Raw genomic sequence first — 22,390 nt, forward strand, 5'->3', positions numbered from 1 at the left:
TTTTTGCCAGGTCGAGACCAATACGTTTAATATTCATGATGGACACCTCCTCCAGTTAACTGTAGGTACACCTCAGTCTGGCACTTTGATGCCGTAAGGGGGAGGTGTCCATCACATCGGGCTACGGGTTTACCGCCATCTGCGGGTCGGTAGCCCGGAGAAGGCGCGCCAGCGCCGCCTCCGGGAAAATCACCGGGCCAATCCCGAGCAATAGTTAAAACAGATAAGCCATAAACCTCACCGGATAGCCACGCTATCCGGTTTTGCTTTACTGCGCAGGCGGGATATCCGTCGCTTCGCTACGTCCTTGCGCAACATCACCGGCGCTGTTCGACGCCGCGGCGGCCGCTGGCGCCATCAGCTTTTCCCACGTCGCCTGCAGGTCCTTCATGTTGTACTCCGGTTCGCCCTGCGGCTGCTGCAACACCAGCGCCATATCCTGCGAAAGCTGCTGACGCAGGTACTGATTCAGCATGTCAACCGTCAGCGAATTGAGGAACTCCTGACGCAGCTTCTGATACTGCTCGGGAGCGATATCCACCACCTGATTTTGCAACGAACGCATCCGCTGGCTAATCAGAAGATAGGTATCCGTGCGGGCATAGGTGGCAAACAGCTTCTGCAGTTCAAGGTTTTTCTGCGCAATCAGGGCATCAAACTCATCCTGCGGCAGACCGTTATCGCGCACTTTCGCCAGCTCGCGCGCCACGGTCGTTAAGTTGGCGTTCAGCCGCTCGCCCGGCGATTCGATATTGATCGCGCACTGGGCGCGCTGGTAAAGCACGCGGCAGTCAAAGCCCAGGCCGATATCCTTGATGTTACTTTTGCTCAGATTCTGCTGAACGTGCCAGAACAGCGCTTCTCTGGCGAGGTCATCTCGCCAGTAGCGCTGCAGCGCGACCGAGTCACGAATCGGCTGCCACGGCGCATCCCACATCAGCGACAGCTTATCCTGGCGCACTGCATCGGTCATGATGCTGACCGGCGTCGTCGGCAGCGGCGACAGGGTAGGAACCGCCACCGGCGTTTCGCGCTTGCCCTTCAGGCCGCCGAAAGTTTTGTTAATTTGCTCCGCGACGCTGCGGCTATCGACGTTGCCGACCACAATCAGGGTCATGGCATCCGGCGTGTACCACTTGTGGTAATAGTCTTTAAGCTGAGCAATATCCACCGGCTGCTTCAGCGGCGCCGCCGGATCATGCCCCAGCATGGTGGAGCCTTTCAGCCGATAACGCCACCAGCCCTCTTTAGTATCCGCAGGCCAGGTGACCACCATATCTTCGCCCTGCAGCGCATGGTTGACCGCTTCCGGAGTGATCGACATTTTACCGCTGGCGCTCGCCAGCCAGCTCAGCGCCTCTTTCAGCAGGTCGTTACGGTTATTCGGTAAGCTCAGGTTAAACAAACTGTAGTCATAAGAGACGATGGCGGGCGGCAGAGGACGTTTCGGGTCAATACTCTGCTGCCATAGCGAACGGGCCTGCATGGTCGGGAGGCCACCGTTTTGCGTCAGCGCGAGGCGCGGGATAAAGTGGCTAAAGCCGCTCTGCTGAGTGCTTTCGCTCAGCGAGCCAATATTCACGGACAGGCGAACTTCGATACGATCGCTGGGACGCTGCGGGGTGGCTAAAACCTGCCACTGAAACCCGTTTGCCAGTGTGCCCTGTTGCCAGGCCGGGTCCGGCTGGAGCGCTTCTGCCTGCACATAACCGACCGTCGCCAACATCAGCAAACCACCGGTTAAGAGTCGAATTTTTGTGCCCTGCATGTGAACCCCTGATGAACAATCCTGGTTACAACAGCGGCCCACGGGAGGGCCGCCGAAAAAATGGTGAGTTAAGTACGTCGGTTAGACCACACGGAGACGAAAATGTCGCATGTTGACGTGAAATAATCATAAGGGTCACCGCCGCGCATGCGGCAGCGACCCCTAATTATGCGCAGGAGCCCATAGTCCAGCAAGGGACTATGGACCTAACAGATGGATTTATGAGGATAATTCGTGCGATTTGTCTACCGGCGTACGGTTATTCAGCACATTATCGAGCTGCTGTGAGTCCAGCTCTTTAACCCATTTCGCGACCACAATAGTCGCTACGCCGTTACCCACCAGGTTGGTCAGCGCGCGCGCCTCGGACATAAAGCGGTCAATGCCAAGGATTAACGCCAGACCGGCGACCGGCAAATGACCGACGGCGGAGATGGTCGCCGCCAGGACGATAAAGCCGCTGCCCGTCACGCCCGCCGCGCCTTTCGAGGAGAGCAGCAGCACCACCAGCAGGGTAATCTGATGGAAAATATCCATATGGCTGTTTGTCGCCTGGGCGATAAACACCGCCGCCATCGTCAGGTAGATTGAGGTGCCATCGAGGTTAAAGGAGTACCCCGTCGGGATCACCAGCCCCACCACCGATTTACGGCAGCCCAGCTTCTCCATCTTATCAAGCATCCGCGGCAGCGCCGACTCGGACGAAGAGGTTCCCAGGACGATCAGCAGCTCTTCGCGGATATAGCGGATGAACTTAAAGATGCTGAAGCCGGTGGCTTTGGCGATCGAGCCCAGTACCACCACGACAAACAGGATACAGGTGATGTAGAAGCAGACGATCAGCTGACCAAGCTGCACCAGCGTACCGACGCCGTATTTCCCGATAGTAAAGGCCATGGCGCCGAATGCGCCAATCGGCGCCAGGCGCATGATCATATTGATGATGCCGAATATAACCTGCGAGAAGCTTTCGATAACGTTAAAAATCAGCTGGCCTTTGCTGCCCAGACGATGCAGCGCAAAACCGAACAGCACGGCAAACATCAGCACCTGCAGAATGTTGCCGCTGGCAAACGCGCCAATCACGCTGCCGGGGATAATATCGAGCAGGAACGCCACGATACCCTGATCTTTCGCCTGTTCGGCATAAACCGCCACGGCCTTCGCATCAAGGGTGGCCGGGTCAACGTTCATACCCGCGCCGGGCTGCACCACGTTAACAATGATCAGACCGATGATCAGCGCGATGGTGCTCACGACTTCAAAATAGAGCAGCGCCACCGCCCCGGTGCGGCCGACGGCCTTCATGCTCTCCATCCCGGCAATCCCCGTCACAACGGTACAGAAGATAACCGGGGCAATAATCATTTTAATCAGCTTAACGAAGGCATCGCCGAGGGGTTTCATCTGCGCACCCAGCTCCGGGTAAAAATGGCCCAGCAGAATACCGATCGCTATGGCCGATAAAACCTGGACATAGAGGCTTTTAAAGAAAGAGATTTTCATAGGGTGTCCTTTGGATATAACCACAGACTGTGAGGGGGTATTGCGTCTGTGGCTTAAAAATAACACCCACGAAACATTTCAGAAATAACGAGTGATGAAATTGCAATGCAATTGTTAATTTATTTGAACTGACTCGCATAAGCTAACAATGTTGTTACAAACTTGCATCCTCAACAACAGCCGGTAAAAAGCGGGCCTTAAAAGCCTCAGGCGGCATGGCGCAGCCAAAAAGATAACCTTGCACCGTCTCGACACCCGCCTCCTGCAGCCAGCGATACTGCTTATCGGTTTCAACGCCCTCCGCGACGATGTGCAGATTCAGCCCCCGCGCCAGCTGGATAATCGCGGGCACCATGCTGATGTCATCAGGTAGCATATCGATAAAGACTTTATCGATTTTCAGGATATCCACCGGCAGCGATTTAATATGCTGCAGTTGACGCAGCCCGGCGTAGCCCATACCAAAGTCGTCCAGCGCGATCCGCACGCCCGCTTCACGCAGCGGACGCAGCAGGGAAATCATGGCCTGCGGGTCGTCTATTCGACGGCTTTCGGTGACTTCGAGGATCAGCGTGCCCGGCGCGATACGATAGCGCGCGAGCAGCGCCAGCATCTCCGCGCCGCGATCGTGATGCAGCAGCTGTAGCTGCGACACGTTGACCGATAGCGGCAACATGATCCCCTGATTTTGCCAGGCGGCAAGCTGTCGGCAGGCCTCTTCCATCACCCAGTAGCCGACCGGGACGATCAGCCCGCAGGCTTCGATACGCTCAATCAGATCGCCAGGCAGCGACCAGCTCCCGTCAGCCTGACGCTGACGCAGCAGCGCTTCTGCACCGCAGACCTCGCCGCTGATAGTATCCACCTGCGGCTGCAGCCAGATGGCAAACTGCTGATTATCAAGCGCCGTTAAAATATCGTGCTCTTCCATCAGGCGGCGCTGCGCTTTTTCCATCTGTTCCGGATCGAAGAACTCAATCTGATTTTTACCTTTACGCCGCGCGGTAACGGCGGCGGAAAACGCCCGGCGATAGAGCTGTTCGCCGTTAATTTCGCCGTTAAACATCGCAATGCCGACGCTGGCGCAGGGGCGCAGCTGGATGCCGTGCAGGGGTAAACGTTCGCTTAAGACAGTAAGTACTTGCTTACTTAACGTCACCGCCTGCCAGGGCTCGGTAATTCCGTGGGCCAGAATCGCAAAGTCGTAGCCGCTCACCTGGGCCAGGACCATCTGCGTCGGGATAACCGCCCGCAGTTTTTCAACGAGCGTCAACAGCAGCATTTCGCGCTGCGTCTCTTTGAGTACGCCAGCGGTATCCTGCAGCGTTTCGCAGGCGACAATCAGCAGCGCAGACGCCTGCCCACGGGCGACGGTTTGCTCCAGCATCGCCATCAAAAAGGCTTTATTTGGCAGCTCGGATACCGGGAAACGGGTCGATTGCAAAGAGAGTTCATCGTGCAGGCGCAGCAGAGTCTGCTGGTTACGGTTATAGCTGCGCACCAGCATGCCGATTTCATCGTCATGATGTAAGCGCGGTATAGAAAGCTGATGGCCAAGACGCTCCTGCTGCGGGACATCATTCAGCTCGCGGGCGATTTTACGCAGCGGTCGTACCATCAGACGGTTGATGCACCAGGTGATGGCTACCGTCAGCATCAGCACCAAAAGTAAGTAAGCAGTCACTAATGTTGCCAGGGCGCTCATCACGAATTTATACATGCGATATGAATCGGCTTGCAGCACCAGATAGGCCAGCGGCTGTGGGTTAGCGGGCCGCTCAAGGGAGTAGATAGGCAGCGAAATCTGTACCGGCAGTTCAAACATGCGGGTGATGGTTACCGGCACCGGACGCTCGGGGATAAAGCGCATCCGCAGCGCCTGGAACTGATTAGGCAGGACAACATCCGCCCGGCTGACGATGCCAGCAGGCTGAATGCGGCTCAGAATGGCTTCCGCCTCCGGGATATCGGCTTTCAGAATAGCCGCTGACAGCGGTTCGCGGACGGAACGCGCAATGCTCTCTAACTGCGTGGCCGTGGTATAGCGACTCTGCTGAACAAAATGGAACAGCAAAATAGAACAGAAGACGAGTACAAACGCCATGGACACGCTCGCGACCATTGCCATCTGTTTAATTGTAAGTGAACGGCTGACGCGCAACGGGGTTCTCCACTGAAACTGAACGCATACCCGGTTTAGATCCATCATCTCCGGTCGTTTTCAGGCTGATTATATACTCAAATTGTTCGCTCACGCCCGCAAGGCGCGAAGCAATGCCATCGGGAGGCTTTCCCGGCGGCGGCACGGACCTGTAAGCATAGCGCGACCCGGGGACAATTCCCGGGCGGCGGCTGACGCCTTACCCGGGCTACAAAACGACAAAACCGTCCGGGGGACAAGTTCACCACCGCCATCGGGTCGGTAGCCCGGACAAGGTGCCTCTGGACCGCCTCCGGGATACAGCGCGCAATGCAGCTTCGCTAGCTCTCCCCAGTGGCGCCGCGCTTACCGGAGCTAAAGGTTCACAATCGCCACCGGAGGGGAAATCGGGCTGTATGGCCGGAGGCAACGAGTATACGCGAAGAGCGCCGTGGAGTGACGCCCTGTCGCATAATTCAGCCTAATCTGCTACCAGTCGGCGTAAGGGACCAGCGGCTGCGGCGGCATATCCATATCGCCCTGCCAGCCGGAAGCCGAATAGCGGACGTACAGCAGCGCATGGCTCGGGGTATAATCCTTCGCCTGCTGAATATCCACCGCCGCCCCGACAAACCAGTTGCTGGTTACCCGTCGTTCAATCAGCGCCCGCGCGGTATAGCCGACGCCAGAGCTGCTGCTGCCTTCTTCCGTAAGCTGGCTGGCATCATGACGATACTGAGAGGGGATCAAATTGAGCAGCGGATAGCGCGCCTCGGTTTTGGTCCGCGAGTGGGACCACGACACCGAGCCCCCCAGCTCCCATGACCAGTTCTCCGTCCGCTGACGCCAGGTCACAGGTACCGAGAAGGAGACATATTCCTGCGGACTGTAATATCCCCCCTGACCCAGGGTATAGCCGCTCAGGTCTTTATCGTAGTGCCAAAGCATATTGTTCAGGCCGACGGTGACCCGGCGGTTATCTTCGTTGATCGCTTTATAGTAGTAGCCGGTCATCCAGCGCACGCGCCAGTTGTCGGCAACGTTTTTCCCGGTCAGCTGGTCGACGCCCAACGAAGACCAGACCCCGTTGGCCTCGCCTTTATCGTAGCTCAGACTCACACCGCCGCCGTCGGCGCGCACCCCGCCCCAGGTCTTGCCAGTATGGCCGCCGTTAGGGTTATCTTTCTGCCCGCCGAAGGCCAACAGCGAGCTGGAGATGGGTCGCCGATGAAGATTAACGGTGTAGCCCAGCGGGCCAACGTCGCTGCTGTAGCTCAGGCCGCCCACCACATCAACGACGTTAAAGCCCATCGGCGTGGTGCCGATATCGCCGCTCCAGGTCTCGTTCTGCCAGCCCACCGCTACGCTGGCGCCGCTGTCGCTCTGATGTTTGCTGCCGCCGGTACAGGCGATTTCGCCGCAGGTGCCCCAGCTCGGCGCATAGCTGCCGTCGCTATTGGTAGAAAAACTCCCGGCATCCATATTAACCAGATCGGTACGGAAGAACATTCGCCCGTCGGCCAGCGGGGCATCTACGTGCAACATGGTGGTATGCGCTTTCAGATCGGAATAGCCGCCGGTACCGCTGGAGCCCCAGTAATCATGCTCGAGGGTGACGTTAAGATCCTGCTGGCGATAAAGATCGGCGGCATCGCTGCGGATCCCGCGCTTGAGCCAGTCATCGCTGCTGTCGTTACGCGTTAAGCGCGTAAAGGTGTCGTTATCCTGCGGGCGCTCGCGAGTAACCCCGGAGGCCACCATGGCGTCCTTATAACCTTCCAGCGCCTGCTGCGGCTCGCCGTTCTGCGCCTGGAAACGCGCGGCGTCGCGCAGCACCAGCGCGCTTTCCATCGACGGCGGCTGCGCTTTTGCCTGGGGCACGATGCGGGCGAAGGTTTGCTGCGCCTGAACGCGATCGCCCAGACCGGCCTGCGCGAGGGCAATACGCCGCTGCATATTGATAGAATCGATGTCTTCGCCCTTGAGCTGCGCCACCTGAGCGCGGGCAGCATTCTTATCGCCGTCGGCAAGATACACTTCCGCGAGTCCCAGACGCGCATCGCCGTTATCCGGCTGCTGGCCAAGCACCCGCTGATATTCCGCTATCGCCGTCTGGCTGTCGCTGCGCTGCTGCGCCCAGTCCGCCAGCGTGAGCGCGTAGCGCACCGACGTCGGTTGCTGTTTAATCAGCGCGATAGCCTGGGCCTCCTGGCCGCTATCGCGCAGCTGGTTTGCCTGCCGCAAGATCCTGTCGCTTTGCAGACGCGCCTCCAGCTCGCGAATATTGTCCGTCCACTGCCCTTGAGGCAGGGCGTTTATCTGCGCCAGCGCCATCTCATCCTGATTATTACCGGATAAATAGAGGCCGTAGGCGTAAACCCGATCAGCATCGCCAGGCTGGCGGTTGACCATCGCGCGCATCAGCGCGTCAGCCTCGCTGCGGCTGCCCGCGCTGACCAGATCCCGCGCCAGGCGGTAGGTTATCCACACGCTATCCGGATCCAGCGCCAGCCGACGGCGCTGCACTTCCGCCGCTTGCGCCCAGTTCCCCTGGCTCTCCAGCGCTTCGGCCTGTTTCTCCAGGCGTTCGTTCGTCAGGCTACGTTCAATATCATCAATGCTGCGCCGCTGGGCCGGCGACAGGCTGGCGATATACGCGCTGGCTTTTTCGGGCGATTCGCCGCGATACAGATTCGCCAGACCGCGTACCGCCAGGCTATTGCCGCGATCCATTCGCAGCGCGCGCTGGTAGTAACGCTCCGCCGCGGCGTTTTCTTTACGCGCCGCCGCCACGTCACCCAGCCCCAGCACCGCATAGCTATCGGTAGTGTCTATCCGCTGCGCCTGAGCGTAAGCATTTTGCGCTTGCGCCAGCTGGCCGCTTTTCAGAGCGCTATCGCCCTGCTTGATCAGCAGCCAGTAGCGGTTAGTCTTGAGCAGGCTGTCCCACTTATCGCGGCTCGGGCTATCCGGGGCCATTTTGATAGCTTTACTCAACTGAGCAACCGCCCGCGCCCGATCGCCGCGCTGGGAGTACGCCTGCCCCAATGCGCCAACCGCGTCGCTGTCTTTGGCATCCGCCCGGACAGCCTGTTGTAAATCGGCCACGGCCACCGAACCTTTCCCGGCCTTCACCGCCGCCAGCCCCTCCGCGCGATCGCGGAACGTCGGATCTTTGAGCTGGGTCTGCTGCTGATCGAGCAGAACGCGGGCATTTGCCGAGGTGGAACCGGTGGGGAATTGCACGATAAACCGCTGTAGCGCCTGTACGCTGGCCCGGCTCACCGGCATGCTTTTCACTTCGTTAAACCAGATGTCTGCTGCGATGCCACGACCCGCCGCCGAGCGCGACATCTGTTCAAGATACGCAAATCCCTCTTCCGGCTTATTATCGCCAAACATCTGTTTCGCCAGCGCCGTTTGCAGCTGGACGTTGTCCGGTAAGCGGGCGTTGAGTTTTTTCAGCTGATTGATGCCTTCGTTATGTCGGGCGGGCAGGCGCGCCACCAGCGTCCAGTACTCAATCGCCGCCTCATCATCATCCGGGACGCCGTTAAACAACTTCTCGTAAGCGGCGATGGCCTCGTCAACTTTCCCGGCCACGCCCAGCAGGCGCGCCTGCTGTAGCTCCTGGCGGCCATCGCCGGTGCTGCTTTTCATCTCGTCGCGCGAAGCTTTCAGCTCCGCCGATTCCGGCGCCAGCTTCGCCAGACGCGCCAGCTGCTTCTGCGCCCCGGCCGTATCACCCTGGCGGAGAAGATAGCGCACTCGCGCGGCGACAACGTCCGGATTGTTCGGATCGATCAATTCCAGGCGGTAGAGCGACTGACGCACCAAATCCTCTCGTTTGCTGGCCTCGCCGAGGCGCACCTGCTCCAGCAGATGCTCCTGAACAGGCGTGTTCACGGCGTGAGCCAGCGGCATCAGCGCGACGCTTAGGGAGAGCGTGAATAAGCTTAATGAGAACTTGTGCATTCCTGGTTCCAGTCAGGCCGTAATTCGCCACCGGCAGTGAAGCGAAAACGGTGTTGATCCCATCCCTGGCCGAAAAGGGTCAGGACCGTGCTGTAGTAAGCATCCGCGCCGGGATAGTGGTCGGCGACGCGCTGCCGCTGAATGGCCCGGGCATCTTCATGCTGCAAGAAAGGCAGTAGCGCCGCGGAGAAGCCCACCGGACCGTTGCCGGTGGTTTTACCGGTCGCAACGTTGGTTTTTTCCGGCGGCACACCCTGCACTACCGTCCGGGCCGCCATCGGTTTAAAGCGCGTCAGCAGGCGGGCTTTTTGCTTATCGCCGTCATCGAGCATACCGGCCCACAGATAGACGCGAATGGCGTCATAGCTGCCGATAATGGGTTTCTCCGCCTTCAACTGCCAGCCTTTGCCTTTTTCGTAACGGACCCAGTCAGGCGAAAAGCCTTTCGGCGCGGTCTCCAGCAGCAGGCGCAGATTGCCGTCGCGTATCTTTGGCCAGGGAGCGCCAAACGCCGCAAAGTAGGTCGCCAGCTGCGGCGGCAGATAGCTGGGATTAAAACGCCAGCCGCCGTCATCGACGAAGCCGACTCTCCCCGGCAAAATCATCGGCCCCAGCCCCGGTACGGTAGCCACTTCTTCATCAGCAATACGCGCCAGCAGCGCTTTGCCGACTTCCGTATACTGGGGCGTTTCCCACAGTCGTCCGGCCTCCAGCAGCGCCCAGGCTATCCACAGGTCGGAATCCGAGGCGGAGTTGTTATCGAGCACCGTCCATTCGTCATCGCTCTTTTTCCCCCACAGCCATCCCGGCAGATGCGCGCGCAGATCGCCCTCGGCAAGGTTGTTTTGCGTCCACTCGAACAGCTTGCGGAAGCCTTCGCGGTCGTTAGCCGCCAGGGCAAAGAACAGCCCGTAGCTTTGTCCTTCCGAGGTGGTGATTTTTCGTGAATCGCTGGGGTCGATAACCCGCCCTTCGGCGCTGACGTACTCTTGTTTAAACTGCTCCCAGGCCGGCCACCGGCAGGCGGCGCTCGCCTGCGCCGCCGCCAGCATGCATATCGACAACACCACTGCACGTACCGCGTTCATCAGCAACTACTCATCATCAAGGTGGAGGCGACGGCGGCTGATAATACGCAGCATGCGCCACAGCACCCACGCCAGTAGTACGATGCTTAATGCCGCCAGCACCGCCAGCAGTATCGGGTGGCTGGAGAGCGCAAACCAGATGCGTTCGAACCACGGCAGATGCCCGATATAGTAAACATCGCCTACCCGCAGGCTGTTGACGCCCGACTCGCGAATCACCGAGACGGAGCCAAACATCGCCGCGCGTTTACCGCTATCGTTAAGCGCCTGGGTGAGCAATTCGTTACCGCGAGGGCTATCGGCCAGCAGCGCCACGACGCTGCGCTGATCGTTGTAAGGCGACTGGAAGCCGATTATCGCCGCCATCGGCCCGGATGACGTGATATCAGTGCGGGTATTCGGCGTTCTGGCTTCGGTATCGGGGTAGATGCTCGCCAGGTCGTAATGGCGCATCGGCATTTTCACCCAGCTTTTGGTCGCTTCAACCAGCAGGTTAATTTTCGTTTCGTCCTTCAGCGCCTGCGGAATAGAGCCAATCAGCAGCAGGTCGGCGTCTTTGTCCTTAATCTGGCTGCCGTCATCGGTCATGCGCAGGTTAATCGCCGCCAGGCCGGTTTGCGCGCCGATGCCGCCGGCCGTTTCCAGCAGCGTGGCCACCTGACCCTCGGTCGGCGCTTTCGGCACCACGACTAAGGTATCGGAGAGATCGGCCATCCGGCTGTAGGGGAAGCCCGCGTTAGCAAACACGCGCAGATCCGGCATGGCCATAAAGTGATAGTACTTCGAGAAGTCGATGGTCGAGTCGTCCCCAATCACCACATGATTCTGCACCGGCTGGAAGGTAATACAGTTATCGATAGAGCCGCCGGGCATCGGGTTCATATACTGAAAATCGAAGCGCAGCTGGTTCATCGCCCCAAGGCGCAGCGCCGGGATTGTCACTTCCGTTTTGCCATCCAGCAGCCCCTGCAGCACCGGCAGGCGCAGAATCAGCTTATTAACATCCTGCGAGCTGTTGAGGCTGAAAGACTGTAAGAACTGATCGTTCAGGCTGATATCCATGCGCGAGCTGTCCTTGATCGGCGGCATGGTGTAGCGATAGTTCAGGTTCATATCGATGCCGTTGGCGCGCAGCAGGTAGAGATCCGGCGGCAGGTTCAGCGCGACGTTAATGGAATCCGGCACCAGGCCGCTGGATTGCAGCTGCTGTTCGTAGGTTTTCAGCTCGGCAAAGGTCACCGCGCGATCGGTGCGCACCCAGTTTGGCGCATCGTACGGTTTACGCGCCTGCAGTTGTTTGACATCGTCAACCGTCACGCTGCTGCCGCGGAACAGAATATTGCCCTGCGCTATCCCCTTCGCCGCCTGCAGCAGGTCTTTGTCATCTCGCCCAAAGACCACCAGCAGCTTAACGTACGGATTATCCGGATGGTCGATCATTTCAATAGTCGGCGCGTTAACCGGTGGATGCTCGCGCAGGAAGTCCGGGCGCTTATCGTTGGTCGCAAAAACAACGGCGTTGCGGTCCGGCAGCGCATTGAACTGCACCGGGAACTGCTGACCGCGCCAGCCCGCCTTGCTGCCGAACCAGGAGGCAACGATCGCCGCCGCCTGCTGCTGCAGGACACCCGGCGAGGAGGCAAAGACCATCGGTAGCGTCAGCTGGCGGTTATCACGCGAATCGTAGAACGGCACAGGAAAATGCGAAAGATCGTTGCGCACGTTCAGCGACTGATAGGTTAAATCCAGATAGCTTTCGCGACCGACGTCCAGCCACAGGGTACTGCTGGCCGGGTTTTCACAGACGTCGCGATAGTGGCCGACGAACTCAAGGCGCACGCGGTTAAAGTCGGTGATATAGAGAGGATCGATTGGGATCTGCGCGCTGACTTTTTTGCCCAACTGCTCTTTGGTGACCGGCAAAACGCCCATCAGCTCATCATTAAGATAAACCTTCAGCTGCGACTGCACCGGCAGCAGTGACGGAGAGGGGGTGTAGTCGAGATTAAGCAACGCTTTCGCCACCACCTCATCGCTGCGCATGCCGAACTCGACCGAACCCTCGGGGCGCGCGCCGCGCAGTACCATGCTGCCGGGAGGCGGAGCGATTTTGGCGAAGGTCAGCTTCACGTCGCGGCTCGGGGCGTTATCGAGCACCACCACCGGTGCCGCCGGATCGGCAAGGGTCGCCGTTGGCTGGCCGTCCGCTACCGTACCGGCAATACCGGGCACGGTTGTCGTCTGCGCCGCTGCCGTTGCCGCTGTCGGTTCCGCATACGACGCGAAGGAGGACCAGCCGCCAATGCCCACCGCTACTGCACAAATCAAAGAGAGTTTTCTGTTCATCGCATTATCATCATTGTTGGGCCATCGCCGGTTCTGCCGAGAGTGTCGCCGCAGCGCGTTCCGGACGGCGCGGAATAAACGAAACAAACCAGGCCACCAGCATGGTGAGCGAGCGGAAAATAACCTTCACCGACGGCGGGGAGAACTCCGCCAGGTGACGATATCCACGGAACCCCAGCTTCAGGATATCCAGCAGGCTTTCCATCGGCTTATCTTCCGGGAAGCTATCCTGCCAAAGCGCCCACGTATCTGCGCGGGCAAACGTACACTGCACAAAATCAATATGTTGTTGATTGCTTAGCGGCAGCAGCTGTAGCCCAACTTCACTGCCGTTAACCCGCGCGACCCGCACCGGGAAGGCATACTCCTGCTGCCCGCGTTTCAGCAGCAGCTTAACGTGCTGGCTTTCCAGCACCTGCGCCTCGCCGTGAATTCTGACGCCGAGGCCGCCGTCGGAGTAATCATGGACGGTACAGGAGAACAGGTGCCCGTCCTCGCGGGCAATCGCCGCCGGCATCGACATCTCCACGCGATGCGAGCGCCGCACCTGCTTGCTTTCAACCGATACCGCCACCGCGCCGCCGAGAATAATCAGGTTATAGAACACCCAGATAATGCTGACCCAGACGGTCAAAATTTCGTTTTCCGGGCCGTACATAAAGCGCCAGATACCCACGCCAACGCCGACCAGATTCAGCAGCACGAGGTAGATATAGGGACGCGAGATCACCCAGTCGACGTACTCGTCCTCCACCAGGCCGCCTTTTGCCGTCACGTTGAATTTGCCCTTATGCGGGTTAATCAACGCGACAACGGTCGGCGGCGCGATATACCACGCCAGTACCGTTTCATAGATCTCACTCCAGAAAGAGTGGCGGTATTTACCCTGAATCTTCGAGTTAGTCAGGCTGGCGTGAATCATATGCGGTAGCACGAACAGGGCGATCATCAGCGCCGGCGCATAGATGATATAGGCGTGGAGGAGCAGAAACGCCAGCGGCGCGGTCAGGAAGATCAGCCGCGGAATACCGGACAGGAAGTGCAGCATCGCGTTGACGTAGCAGATGCGCTGCGCCAGCTTCAGCCCTTTACCAAACAACGGGTTATCAAGGCGGAATATCTGCACCATCCCGCGCGCCCAGCGGATGCGCTGGCCGATATGCGCCGACAGGCTCTCCGTCGCCAGGCCGGCCGCCTGCGGAATACGCATATAGGCCGAAGTGTGCCCGCGACGATGCAGGCGCAAAGAGGTGTGGGCGTCTTCGGTGACCGTTTCCACGGCAATGCCGCCGATTTCATCCAGCGGGCCGCGGCGGATCACCGCACAGGAGCCGCAGAAGAAGGTGGCATCCCACATGTCGTTGCCGTCCTGCACCAGGCCATAAAACAACGTGCCTTCGTTCGGCGTTTTGCGAAAACGCCCCAGGTTACGTTCAAACGGGTCCGGAGAGAAGAAGTGGTGCGGCGTCTGCATCATCGCCAGCTCTTTCTCCTTCAGGAACCAGCCCATGGTCATCTGCAGGAACGAGCGGGTCGGCACGTGGTCGCAGTCGAAAATCGACACAAACTCGCCTTTGGCGTACTTCAGCGCATTGTTGATATTCCCGGCTTTCGCGTGTTCGTGCGTGGTGCGCGCGATGTAATGCACGCCAACGTCTTTGGCGAACTGGCGGAACTCTTCGCGCCCGCCGTCATCGAGGATCCAGATATTAAGCTTGTCCTTCGGCCAGTCGATCCCCTGCGAGGCGTAAATGGTGTTTTTCACCACGTTGAGATCTTCGTTATAAGTCGGCACGAAGATATCGACCGTCGGCCATTGCGCCATATCTTCCGGCAGCGGAACCGGCTGGCGGTTCAGCGGCCAGACGACCTGGAAATAGCCCAGCACCAGCACCACCCAGGCGTAGGTTTCTGCGAACAGCAGGATGATCCCGCACACCAGGCTTACGGGGTCGTCCCAGTTTAGCGTCGAGGTGTAGCGCCACCAGATATAGCGGCACGAGACCGTCAGCGAAAGCACGATCAGCATCAGCGCCGAGAAGCGCCCGGGGATGCGCCGTACCAGCAGCGCCACGCCCCACAGCAGCAGCAGAAAAATAAACTGCGAGAGCGGATTAAACGGCTGGGTAATACAGAGTAGCGCCAGGATCAGCGAGAAAAAGGTTATCGTGCCAAGGAGAAGCCGCCGCACTTTTGGATGCAGATGCCCCAGCTCCTTATGCTTATCCAGATGACCAGTGCGGGCGTTGACCTTTTCCGGTAGCTTTTCCAGCCACTGCGCATAGCGCCCCTGCACGCCTTCCAGCGCCGCCAGCGAACGCCAGTTGATCTTTTTATCCGGCTCCGGCACCCGCGTCACCAGCAGCCACAGGGCTTGCAGCAGATAGCGAATCGGGTCCAGCGGGCGCGGTCGATGCGGATTAATATGCGGAAAAAACTCGCCATGACGTTCGCGAATTGCCTGCCAGCGCGGGGTTTCCAGCGGCATCAACGCCCATGCCAGAGATGCCCACAAGCAGCCCAACGCGGCCGCCAGCCGCGACGCGCCGTGCTGGCGATAATCGCGATAGCGTTCGCTCAACCGCTCTCCAACCGGCGGCGCCAGCAGTAGCGTACTCAGGCGAATCATTCCGCGCCCCTTCCGGCGTAGTGCAGCAGGCACCAGTTGGCCAGCGTCAGTATCTCTTCCGCCGCCAGCGAGTCCTGGCGGTATTCGCCGAGCGGTTGCTTCGCCGCCAGACACTCCGCCATCGCTTCATCACGATGAATAGTCACCGGCAGAATGCGGCGCTGGCTCTCCAGCCACAGCTGATAGAGATCCTCCTGCAGCTGGCTGCCGACGCGCAGATCGTTAATCAAAATGTCGCTATTGACCGGCAGCGCCTGCTGATGCAGGCGAATATGGCTGTTGCCGTCCGGATGCACCACGACCAGCGTGCGATCGCAGACGTCAATCAGGGAGCGGGTCAGCGGTGAGAACCCGTCCGGCAGATCAATCAGCAGCCAGCGGTGATCGCCCTGCTGATGGAGCTTCTGCACCATCCCGGCCATCGGGGCCAGCGGCGTCTGAAGCTGGTCAATATTCTCGCGCTCGCCCGGCGTTAGCTGGCCAAAGGGCAGCAGATCGATATGCGAGGTGTAGCGCAGCCCGGCGTCTCGCCAGTCGTTCCCGTCGATGAGGGCGCGCGCCCAGCCCGCGTTGTGGCGGTAATCGACGTTGAAAAAGAAGCGCAGCATGTTAGCCGGGCTGGCGTCCACCACCAGCACGGTTTCCCCGAGTAATTGCAGCGCCCAGGCCAGCGCAGCGGTGATCGACGTGGTGCCGGTGCCGCCGCGCACGCCTTGTAATCCCAGAATAGCCATCGATGGCTTCCTTACTTTTTCTCTGCTAATTCAGCCAGTAGCGGCCAGCGTTTCAGCGCCGCGGTTAACTGCTCGCGTCGGGAAATATCATGATAATCAATATCAGGCAGGGAAAATGCCCGGCTTAACGCCAGGAAATCATTTTGAAACGTATAGCCCAAAGTCGCATCGGTGGGTACAGCAGGCTCTTTTGCTGGCATTTCTCTGTCCGTTGGAAAAATTAATAAATTATACCGAGAGGCGTTCGTTCATCCTTAAAATAGGTTTACATGCTAAAACTGATGTCCTTTAATTTCAATGTTAGGTTTACTCTGTCGCTTTCGCTAGTAAACTAATCAAGTGTAAAACAGGTCTCACGAGGGACACCGTGGATATCGTATATTCTTTGGGTATTTCATCATTATGGGACGAAGTGTGCCATATGCCCGTTGGCGGCGTGTGGTGGCTCAATGTCGACCGCCATGCGGACGCGGTAAGCTTGCTTAATCATACGCTTGCGGCCCAGGATAAACAGGCTCGCGTTGCGACGATAGCCATGGGTGATAACCCAAATGAAATCATAAAATTAGAAAAAGATCGCGGGCCTGAGAAAATCGCATTATTTACCATGCCGAACCGCTTTGAAGGGCTGGAAGAAATGCACCGCGATTTAGTCTGTTCCCTCGAACCTGGCAATTATTTGTTTATTCTGCTATGTGCTGAAAATGCCTGGCAGAATATTAAAAGCGAACAATTATGCAATTGGGTTGAGAAATCATATCGATGGACTAATTATCATCGTTGTTCATTATTAGTGCTTAATTCCGGGCACGATATCGATAAGCAACTTTCCCCTTTATTACGCGAGTACCGCTCGCTTTCCGGACTGGCAAGTATACGTTACCAGGGAGATAACCACCTGTTCGATATTGCCTGGTGGGGCAGCGAAAAGGGCATCAGCGCCCGGCAGCAGCTCATTGTTTTACACGATGAAAACGGCTGGCGGTTGGCGCAGGACGAGGAAACGGTGGTACAACCGCGCAGCGACGAGAAAACCATCCTCAGCAACCTGCGCGTACTGGAGGGGGCGCCCGCGCTTTCCGAATACTGGACGCTGTTCGAAACCAATGACGCCGTTTTCAACGCCGGCAGAATGGCGCAGGCGGCGACGCTGATTTTCTCCATTACCCAGAACGAACAGATTGAACAGCTGGGACGCTATATCCACACCCTGCGCCGCCAGCGCGGTAGCGCGCTGAAAATTGTCGTGCGCGAGCAAACGCCAAGCCTGCGCGCCACCGATGAACGCCTGCTGCTGAGCAGCGGCGCCAATATGGTTATTCCCAGCGGCGCACCGTTATCGCGCTGCCTCACACTTATAGAAAGCGTTCAAAAACAGCAGTTTACTCGCCATATTCCGGAGGATTTTAATACTCTGCTGAACTGGAGCCAGCCGCTGAAGCTGCGCGGCTACCAGAAGTGGGATGCCTTCTGCGAAGCGGTGCACAATATTATGGCCAACACCATGCTGCCCGCCGACGGCAAAGGGGTGATGGTGGCGCTGCGCCCGGCGCCCGGTCTGCGCGTAGAGCAGGCGCTGACGCTGTGTAAGCCTAATCGCATGGGCGACATCATGACCATCGGTAATAATCGCCTGGTGCTGTTTCTGTCATTTTGCCGGGTGAACGACCTCGACACCGCGTTAAACCATATCTTCCCTTTACCTACCGGCGATATTTTCTCTAATCGTATGATTTGGTTTGAAGATAAGCAGATAGCGGCTGAAATCCTGCAGATGCGCGGGATTATGCCGGAGAACTGGAATACGCCGCTGCCTGTTTCGCTTGCCAAAAAAACGCCTATCAACGCGACCCACGACGGACGTAGCTGGCGGCGAACCCCCGAGCCGCATCGTCTGTCCATCGACGGGGAGCCAACCTTATGATGTCGATTGCCGATATTATTCAGCTGGTCGTCCTGTGCGCCCTGCTGTTCTTTCCGCTGGGTTACCTTACGCGCCACTACCAGCGGCGAATTCGCACCACGTTAAGACTGATGTTCTTTAAACCCCGTTATGTCAAACCGGCTGGCGTGCTGCGCCGGGAAGCGGCATCCAGGCAAGGCAAATCAACGAAATGACCAAACCTAAAACCCCCTCAGCGTCGCTTCCGCTCTGGCGCTACTGGCGCGGCCTATCTGGCTGGAACTTCTACTTTCTGGTGAAGTTTGCCTTGCTATGGGCGGGATACCTCAATTTTCATCCCATGCTAAACCTGGTGTTTCTGGCCTTTCTGCTGGTGCCGATTCCGCAATATAAGCTGCACCGTATTCGCCACTGGATAGCGATCCCGCTGGGCTTTATGCTGTTCTGGCACGACACCTGGCTGCCCGGCCCGGAAAGCATCGTCAGCCAGGGTTCGCAGATTGCCGGCTTCAGCGCCGACTATATCTGGGATTTGGTAACCCGCTTTATTAACTGGAATATGATTGGCGCGTTCTTCGTGCTGCTGGTTCTGTGGCTGTTTATCAGCCAGTGGCTACGGGTAACGGTATTTGTCTCAGCAATTATGATTTGGCTGGTCGCCAGTCCGCTGCTACCTTCGTTTACCCTTTGGCCGACAGGTCAGCCGACGACCGCGGCGGCGAATAACGCGCCAAATACCGGTGGCGGGGCAATCGTCGCGACCAACGCCGCCCCGGCGAATAACGATATCCCGGCGCAAACGGAGCCGCCGACATCGGCCAATCTGACCAACTGGCTGAATACCTTTTACGCCTCTGAGCAGAAACGCAAAACCACGTTTCCTGATGCGCTCCCGGCCGATGCCCAGCCGTTTGATGTCTTGATCATCAACATCTGCTCGCTCTCATGGTCGGATATCGAAGCAGCGGGATTGATGGAGCATCCGCTGTGGAAGCATTTTGACCTGCTGTTCAAAAACTTTAACTCGGCGACCTCTTACAGCGGGCCGGCAGCGGCGCGTCTGCTGCGCGCCAGCTGCGGCCAGCTCTCTCACGCCAACCTTTATCAACCCTCAGGCAGCGAATGCTATCTGTTTGAAAACCTGGCGAAGCTGGGCTTCACCCAGCAACTGATGCTCGGTCACAACGGTGTCTTCGGCGACTTCCTGAAAGAGCTTCGTTCGTTGGGCGGTATCCAGAGCCCACTGATGGATCAAAGCGGCCTGCCGGTCATTCTGCAGGGCTTTGACGGCTCACCGGTCTATGATGACCAGGCGACGCTGAACCGCTGGCTGCAGTCGCTGGATAAGCTGAATACGCCGCGCACGGCGACCTTCTACAACACGCTGCCGCTGCACGACGGCAACCACTATCCGGGCCAGAGCAAAACCGCGGACTATAAAGCCCGTGCGCAGAAGTTCTTCGACGAACTGGACAGTTTCTTTACTGAGCTGGAGAAATCGGGACGCAAGGTGATGGTCATCGTCGTGCCTGAACACGGCGCGGCATTAAAAGGCGATAAAATGCAGGTCTCCGGTCTGCGCGATATTCCCAGCCCATCCATTACCAACGTGCCGGCGGCGGTGAAATTCTTCGGCATTAAGGCAAGACATCCCGATGCGCCGATTATCATCAGCCAGCCAAGCAGCTACCTGGCGGTTTCTGAGCTGGTGGTTCGCGCCCTCGACGGCAAGATGTTTGATGAGAATGACATCAACTGGCAGCAGTACATTGCCAACCTGCCGCAGAGCGCGGCGGTGTCGGAAAACTCCAACGCCATCGTCATTCAGTATCAGGGTAAACCGTATGTTCAGTTGAACGGCGGCAGTTGGGTACCTTATCCGCAATAAAACGAAAAAGGCCGCAGGATGTTCCCCCTGCGGCCCCGTTCGGGCGCATGCTGCCACTTAGGCAGACAGATGCCCACCGGTCGTCTACTTGCGATTATCCATCCAGCTCACGATGATGCTGACCAGAATGCCAGCAATGATCGGAGCCGCCAGATCGTCCCACAGCAGCAGACCCCACTGAGCGAGCGTCATACAGCCGCCTTATTGCAATGGCAACCGTTCGCGGCTATCCTCGAATTGTCTAGGTTCGAGATTAGCCCCCGAAACGTTGCCAGGTTATACCAAACAACGTGCGGGGGTTTTCTCTTTCCAGCAACCCATCAATCGATGCCGCCGGGGTTCAAGCCCCCGCAACATTGCGCCTCACCGGGCGAGCCCGGCTTGCCGACAATTCTACTGGCCCGATCGGCTACCCGCACTCCGCCATTACACACCATGCGAGACGCATTCCAGGAAAGTGTTTTGTTGCTGCAACAAAACGAAAAAGGCCGCAGGATTTTACCCCTGCGGCCCCGTTCGGGCGCATGCTGCCACTAAGGCAGGCAGATGCCCACCGGGTCGTCTACTTGCGATTATCCATCCAGCTCACGATGATGCTGACCAGAATGCCAGCAATGACCGGAGCCGCCAGATCGTCCCACAGCAGCAGACCCCACTGAGCGAGCGTCATACAGCCGCCTTATTGCAATGGCAACCGTTCGCGGCTATCCTCGAATTGTCTAGATGCGAGGTTAGCCCCCGAGACGTTGCCAGGTTGATACCAAACAACGTGCGGGGGTTTTCTCTTTCCAGCAACCCATCAATCGATGCCGCCGGGGTTCAAGCCCCCGCAACATTGCGCCTCACCGGGCGAGCCCGGCTTGCCGACAATTCTACTGGCCCGATCGGCTACCCGCACTCCGCCATTACGCACCATGCGAGACGCATTCCAGGAAAGTGTTTTGTTGCTGCAACAAAACGAAAAAGGCCGCAGGATGTTACCCCTGCGGCCCCGTTCGGGCGCATGCTGCCACTAAGGCAGGCAGATGCCCACCGGTCGTCTACTTGCGATTATCCATCCAGCTCACGATGATGCTGACCAGAATGCCAGCAATGACCGGAGCCGCCAGATCGTCCCACAGCAGCAGACCCCACTGAGCAAGCGTCATACAGCCGCCTTATTGCAATGGCAACCGTTCGCGGCTATCCTCGAATTGTTGAGGTTCGAGATTAGCCCCCGAGACGTTGCCAGGTTGATACCAAACAACGTGCGGGGGTTTTCTCTTTCCAGCAACCTATCAATCGATGCCGCCGGGGTTCAAGCCCCCGCAACATTGCGCCTCACCGGGCAAGCCGGCTTGCCCACAATTCTACGGCGCCCTTCAGATCTCAGCACCCAGCTCGACTGCGTTATTCGAGGCGCATTCCACAGTTTACGACCGTTCTTTCTTTGCCAGCCATACCAGCAGCTTCAGGCTGGCGGAGTAATAGTCGTCCTGGGAATTAATCTGCGGCTCGGCCTGCTCTTCACCAAGGGTTAAATCGCGTACCGCCAATAGCCCGCCGGTCATAAACCACGGCGCGGCCTCATTGGTATTGACGTTTATCCAGGCCGGCGTCTGCAGACGCGGATAGCGCTGAAACCAGTTTTTCCACGGCGTCAGCAGGCTGCTTTGCGGGTCGTCCCAGTAGACATACATAGGAATGCGGATAGCATCGAAGCTCATCCGCGTCGGCCACTCTTTTGCCGGCTCCATCTTGCCGTCCGCTCTTAAGGCGACCCAGTCGCTGGGTAGCTGCGATTTCCCCCACGCCATTTTCCCCAGCAGCGCCTGAGCATCACTCTTCAGCTTTCGCCAGGCGGTCAAATGAGTACGCGCCGCGAAGGCCTGCCAGGCGGGAAAGATAAAGTAGGATGGATTCAGATTCAGATGGTCGTTGAGATAAAATCCCTTTGCGCCCGGGAGCATCACCTGACGGTCGGCGAAGGTCACCACCGTATGCTTCAGCAGCGAAGCGGTTATCGCATCCGAAGCGGTACCGTAGGTTTTTTCATGCCACTGCTGCTGCGCGCGCAGCAGCGCCCAGGCAATCAGGGTATCGCCATCGGTGGCGTCATTTTTATCCGCCACTGGATCGGGCGCCACCGGGTTATAGCGCCAGTAAAACAGCCCGTTATCTTTGTTGCGCAGGGTTTTATCTGTCCACTGCCAGAGCTTGTCAAAGGCGGGACGATCGTCGTTGGCCACCGCTAACAGCATGGCAAAACCCTGCCCTTCAGTATGAGAGACGTTGCCGTTACCGGTATCAACAATACGCCCGTCCGGCATCATAAAACGCGATTTATAACTTTCCCACGCCGTATCGGCCCACGCGTGGGGAAGCATCATCACCGTCGTGACCACGACTGTCGCTAAAGCACGCAAGGACATAA

At 58.2% G+C, this 22,390-nt stretch carries 16 protein-coding genes; 3 read left to right on the forward strand and 13 right to left on the reverse strand.

What is annotated here, in order from left to right; genetic code table 11:
* Window positions 1–268 precede the first annotated feature (268 nt).
* The 9 genes from ACSIPU_RS14295 to bcsR all read right to left on the reverse strand — a co-directional run bounded on the left by ACSIPU_RS14295 (window position 269) and on the right by bcsR (window position 16,386).
* Window positions 269–1,768, reverse strand: coding sequence for a M16 family metallopeptidase (locus tag ACSIPU_RS14295; protein ID WP_435322163.1), 1,500 nt, complete (start codon window positions 1,766–1,768; stop codon window positions 269–271).
* A 219-nt stretch (window positions 1,769–1,987) separates the two neighbouring features.
* A complete protein-coding gene (locus ACSIPU_RS14300) occupies window positions 1,988–3,274 on the reverse strand; it encodes a dicarboxylate/amino acid:cation symporter (RefSeq protein WP_016807550.1) in 1,287 nt (428 codons plus the stop codon).
* Window positions 3,275–3,428: 154 nt separating this feature from the next.
* On the reverse strand, window positions 3,429–5,435 hold the full coding sequence (gene hmsP / locus ACSIPU_RS14305) for a biofilm formation regulator HmsP (protein ID WP_024274799.1): 2,007 nt from the start codon (window positions 5,433–5,435) through the stop codon (window positions 3,429–3,431).
* 468 nt (window positions 5,436–5,903) lie between these two features.
* Window positions 5,904–9,389: a cellulose synthase complex outer membrane protein BcsC gene (bcsC, locus tag ACSIPU_RS14310; protein ID WP_196557650.1), complete on the reverse strand. Its 3,486-nt coding sequence runs from the start codon at window positions 9,387–9,389 to the stop codon at window positions 5,904–5,906.
* Window positions 9,371–10,477, reverse strand: coding sequence for a cellulose synthase complex periplasmic endoglucanase BcsZ (bcsZ, locus tag ACSIPU_RS14315; protein WP_123830039.1), 1,107 nt, complete (start codon window positions 10,475–10,477; stop codon window positions 9,371–9,373). The genes bcsC and bcsZ overlap by 19 nt, the downstream gene beginning before the upstream one ends.
* Window positions 10,478–10,483: 6 nt before the next feature.
* Window positions 10,484–12,823 (reverse strand): cellulose biosynthesis cyclic di-GMP-binding regulatory protein BcsB, encoded by a 2,340-nt coding sequence (bcsB, locus tag ACSIPU_RS14320; RefSeq protein WP_196557648.1) that lies wholly within the window; start codon window positions 12,821–12,823, stop codon window positions 10,484–10,486.
* Between the two features lie 10 nt (window positions 12,824–12,833).
* Window positions 12,834–15,452 carry a UDP-forming cellulose synthase catalytic subunit gene (gene bcsA / locus ACSIPU_RS14325; RefSeq protein ID WP_017145271.1) on the reverse strand — a complete coding sequence of 873 codons (2,619 nt, stop codon included), beginning with the start codon at window positions 15,450–15,452 and terminating at the stop codon, window positions 12,834–12,836.
* Window positions 15,449–16,186 (reverse strand): cellulose biosynthesis protein BcsQ, encoded by a 738-nt coding sequence (bcsQ, locus tag ACSIPU_RS14330; protein ID WP_196557646.1) that lies wholly within the window; start codon window positions 16,184–16,186, stop codon window positions 15,449–15,451. Before bcsQ ends, bcsA begins: the two co-directional genes overlap by 4 nt.
* An 11-nt stretch (window positions 16,187–16,197) precedes the next feature.
* Entirely contained in the window at window positions 16,198–16,386 is a 189-nt protein-coding gene (bcsR, locus tag ACSIPU_RS14335) for a cellulose biosynthesis protein BcsR (protein WP_004106713.1), read from the reverse strand.
* A 167-nt stretch (window positions 16,387–16,553) separates the two neighbouring features.
* Here bcsR and bcsE point away from each other — a divergent pair, with 167 nt between their 5' ends.
* Genes bcsE through bcsG form a run of 3 tightly spaced genes read left to right on the forward strand, consistent with a single transcriptional unit; the run spans window position 16,554 to window position 19,977 of the window.
* Window positions 16,554–18,110 carry a cellulose biosynthesis protein BcsE gene (gene bcsE / locus ACSIPU_RS14340; protein WP_004106714.1) on the forward strand — a complete coding sequence of 519 codons (1,557 nt, stop codon included), beginning with the start codon at window positions 16,554–16,556 and terminating at the stop codon, window positions 18,108–18,110.
* A complete protein-coding gene (gene bcsF, locus ACSIPU_RS14345; RefSeq protein ID WP_004106715.1) occupies window positions 18,107–18,304 on the forward strand; it encodes a cellulose biosynthesis protein BcsF in 198 nt (65 codons plus the stop codon). Before bcsE ends, bcsF begins: the two co-directional genes overlap by 4 nt.
* Complete coding sequence (gene bcsG / locus ACSIPU_RS14350; RefSeq protein WP_017145269.1) at window positions 18,301–19,977, forward strand: cellulose biosynthesis protein BcsG; 1,677 nt, start codon at window positions 18,301–18,303, stop codon at window positions 19,975–19,977. Before bcsF ends, bcsG begins: the two co-directional genes overlap by 4 nt.
* An 84-nt stretch (window positions 19,978–20,061) precedes the next feature.
* On the opposite strand, the gene ACSIPU_RS14355 is transcribed toward bcsG, so the two are convergent.
* From ACSIPU_RS14355 to ACSIPU_RS14370, 4 genes are all read right to left on the reverse strand, one after another.
* Entirely contained in the window at window positions 20,062–20,169 is a 108-nt protein-coding gene (locus ACSIPU_RS14355; RefSeq protein ID WP_064365044.1) for a type I toxin-antitoxin system toxin Ldr family protein, read from the reverse strand.
* A 370-nt stretch (window positions 20,170–20,539) separates the two neighbouring features.
* The gene (locus tag ACSIPU_RS14360; protein WP_004116246.1) at window positions 20,540–20,647 is read right to left on the reverse strand and encodes a type I toxin-antitoxin system toxin Ldr family protein; all 108 of its coding nucleotides are present in this window, start codon (window positions 20,645–20,647) and stop codon (window positions 20,540–20,542) included.
* A 370-nt stretch (window positions 20,648–21,017) separates the two neighbouring features.
* Window positions 21,018–21,125, reverse strand: coding sequence for a type I toxin-antitoxin system toxin Ldr family protein (locus ACSIPU_RS14365; protein WP_004116246.1), 108 nt, complete (start codon window positions 21,123–21,125; stop codon window positions 21,018–21,020).
* A gap of 264 nt (window positions 21,126–21,389) precedes the next feature.
* Window positions 21,390–22,388 carry a glycosyl hydrolase family 8 gene (locus tag ACSIPU_RS14370; RefSeq protein WP_016807736.1) on the reverse strand — a complete coding sequence of 333 codons (999 nt, stop codon included), beginning with the start codon at window positions 22,386–22,388 and terminating at the stop codon, window positions 21,390–21,392.
* Window positions 22,389–22,390: the final 2 nt, after the last annotated feature.

Origin of the sequence: Klebsiella sp. HN106, from assembly GCF_051209435.1 — a bacterium.
In the GTDB taxonomy this organism is placed as follows: domain Bacteria; phylum Pseudomonadota; class Gammaproteobacteria; order Enterobacterales; family Enterobacteriaceae; genus Klebsiella; species Klebsiella oxytoca.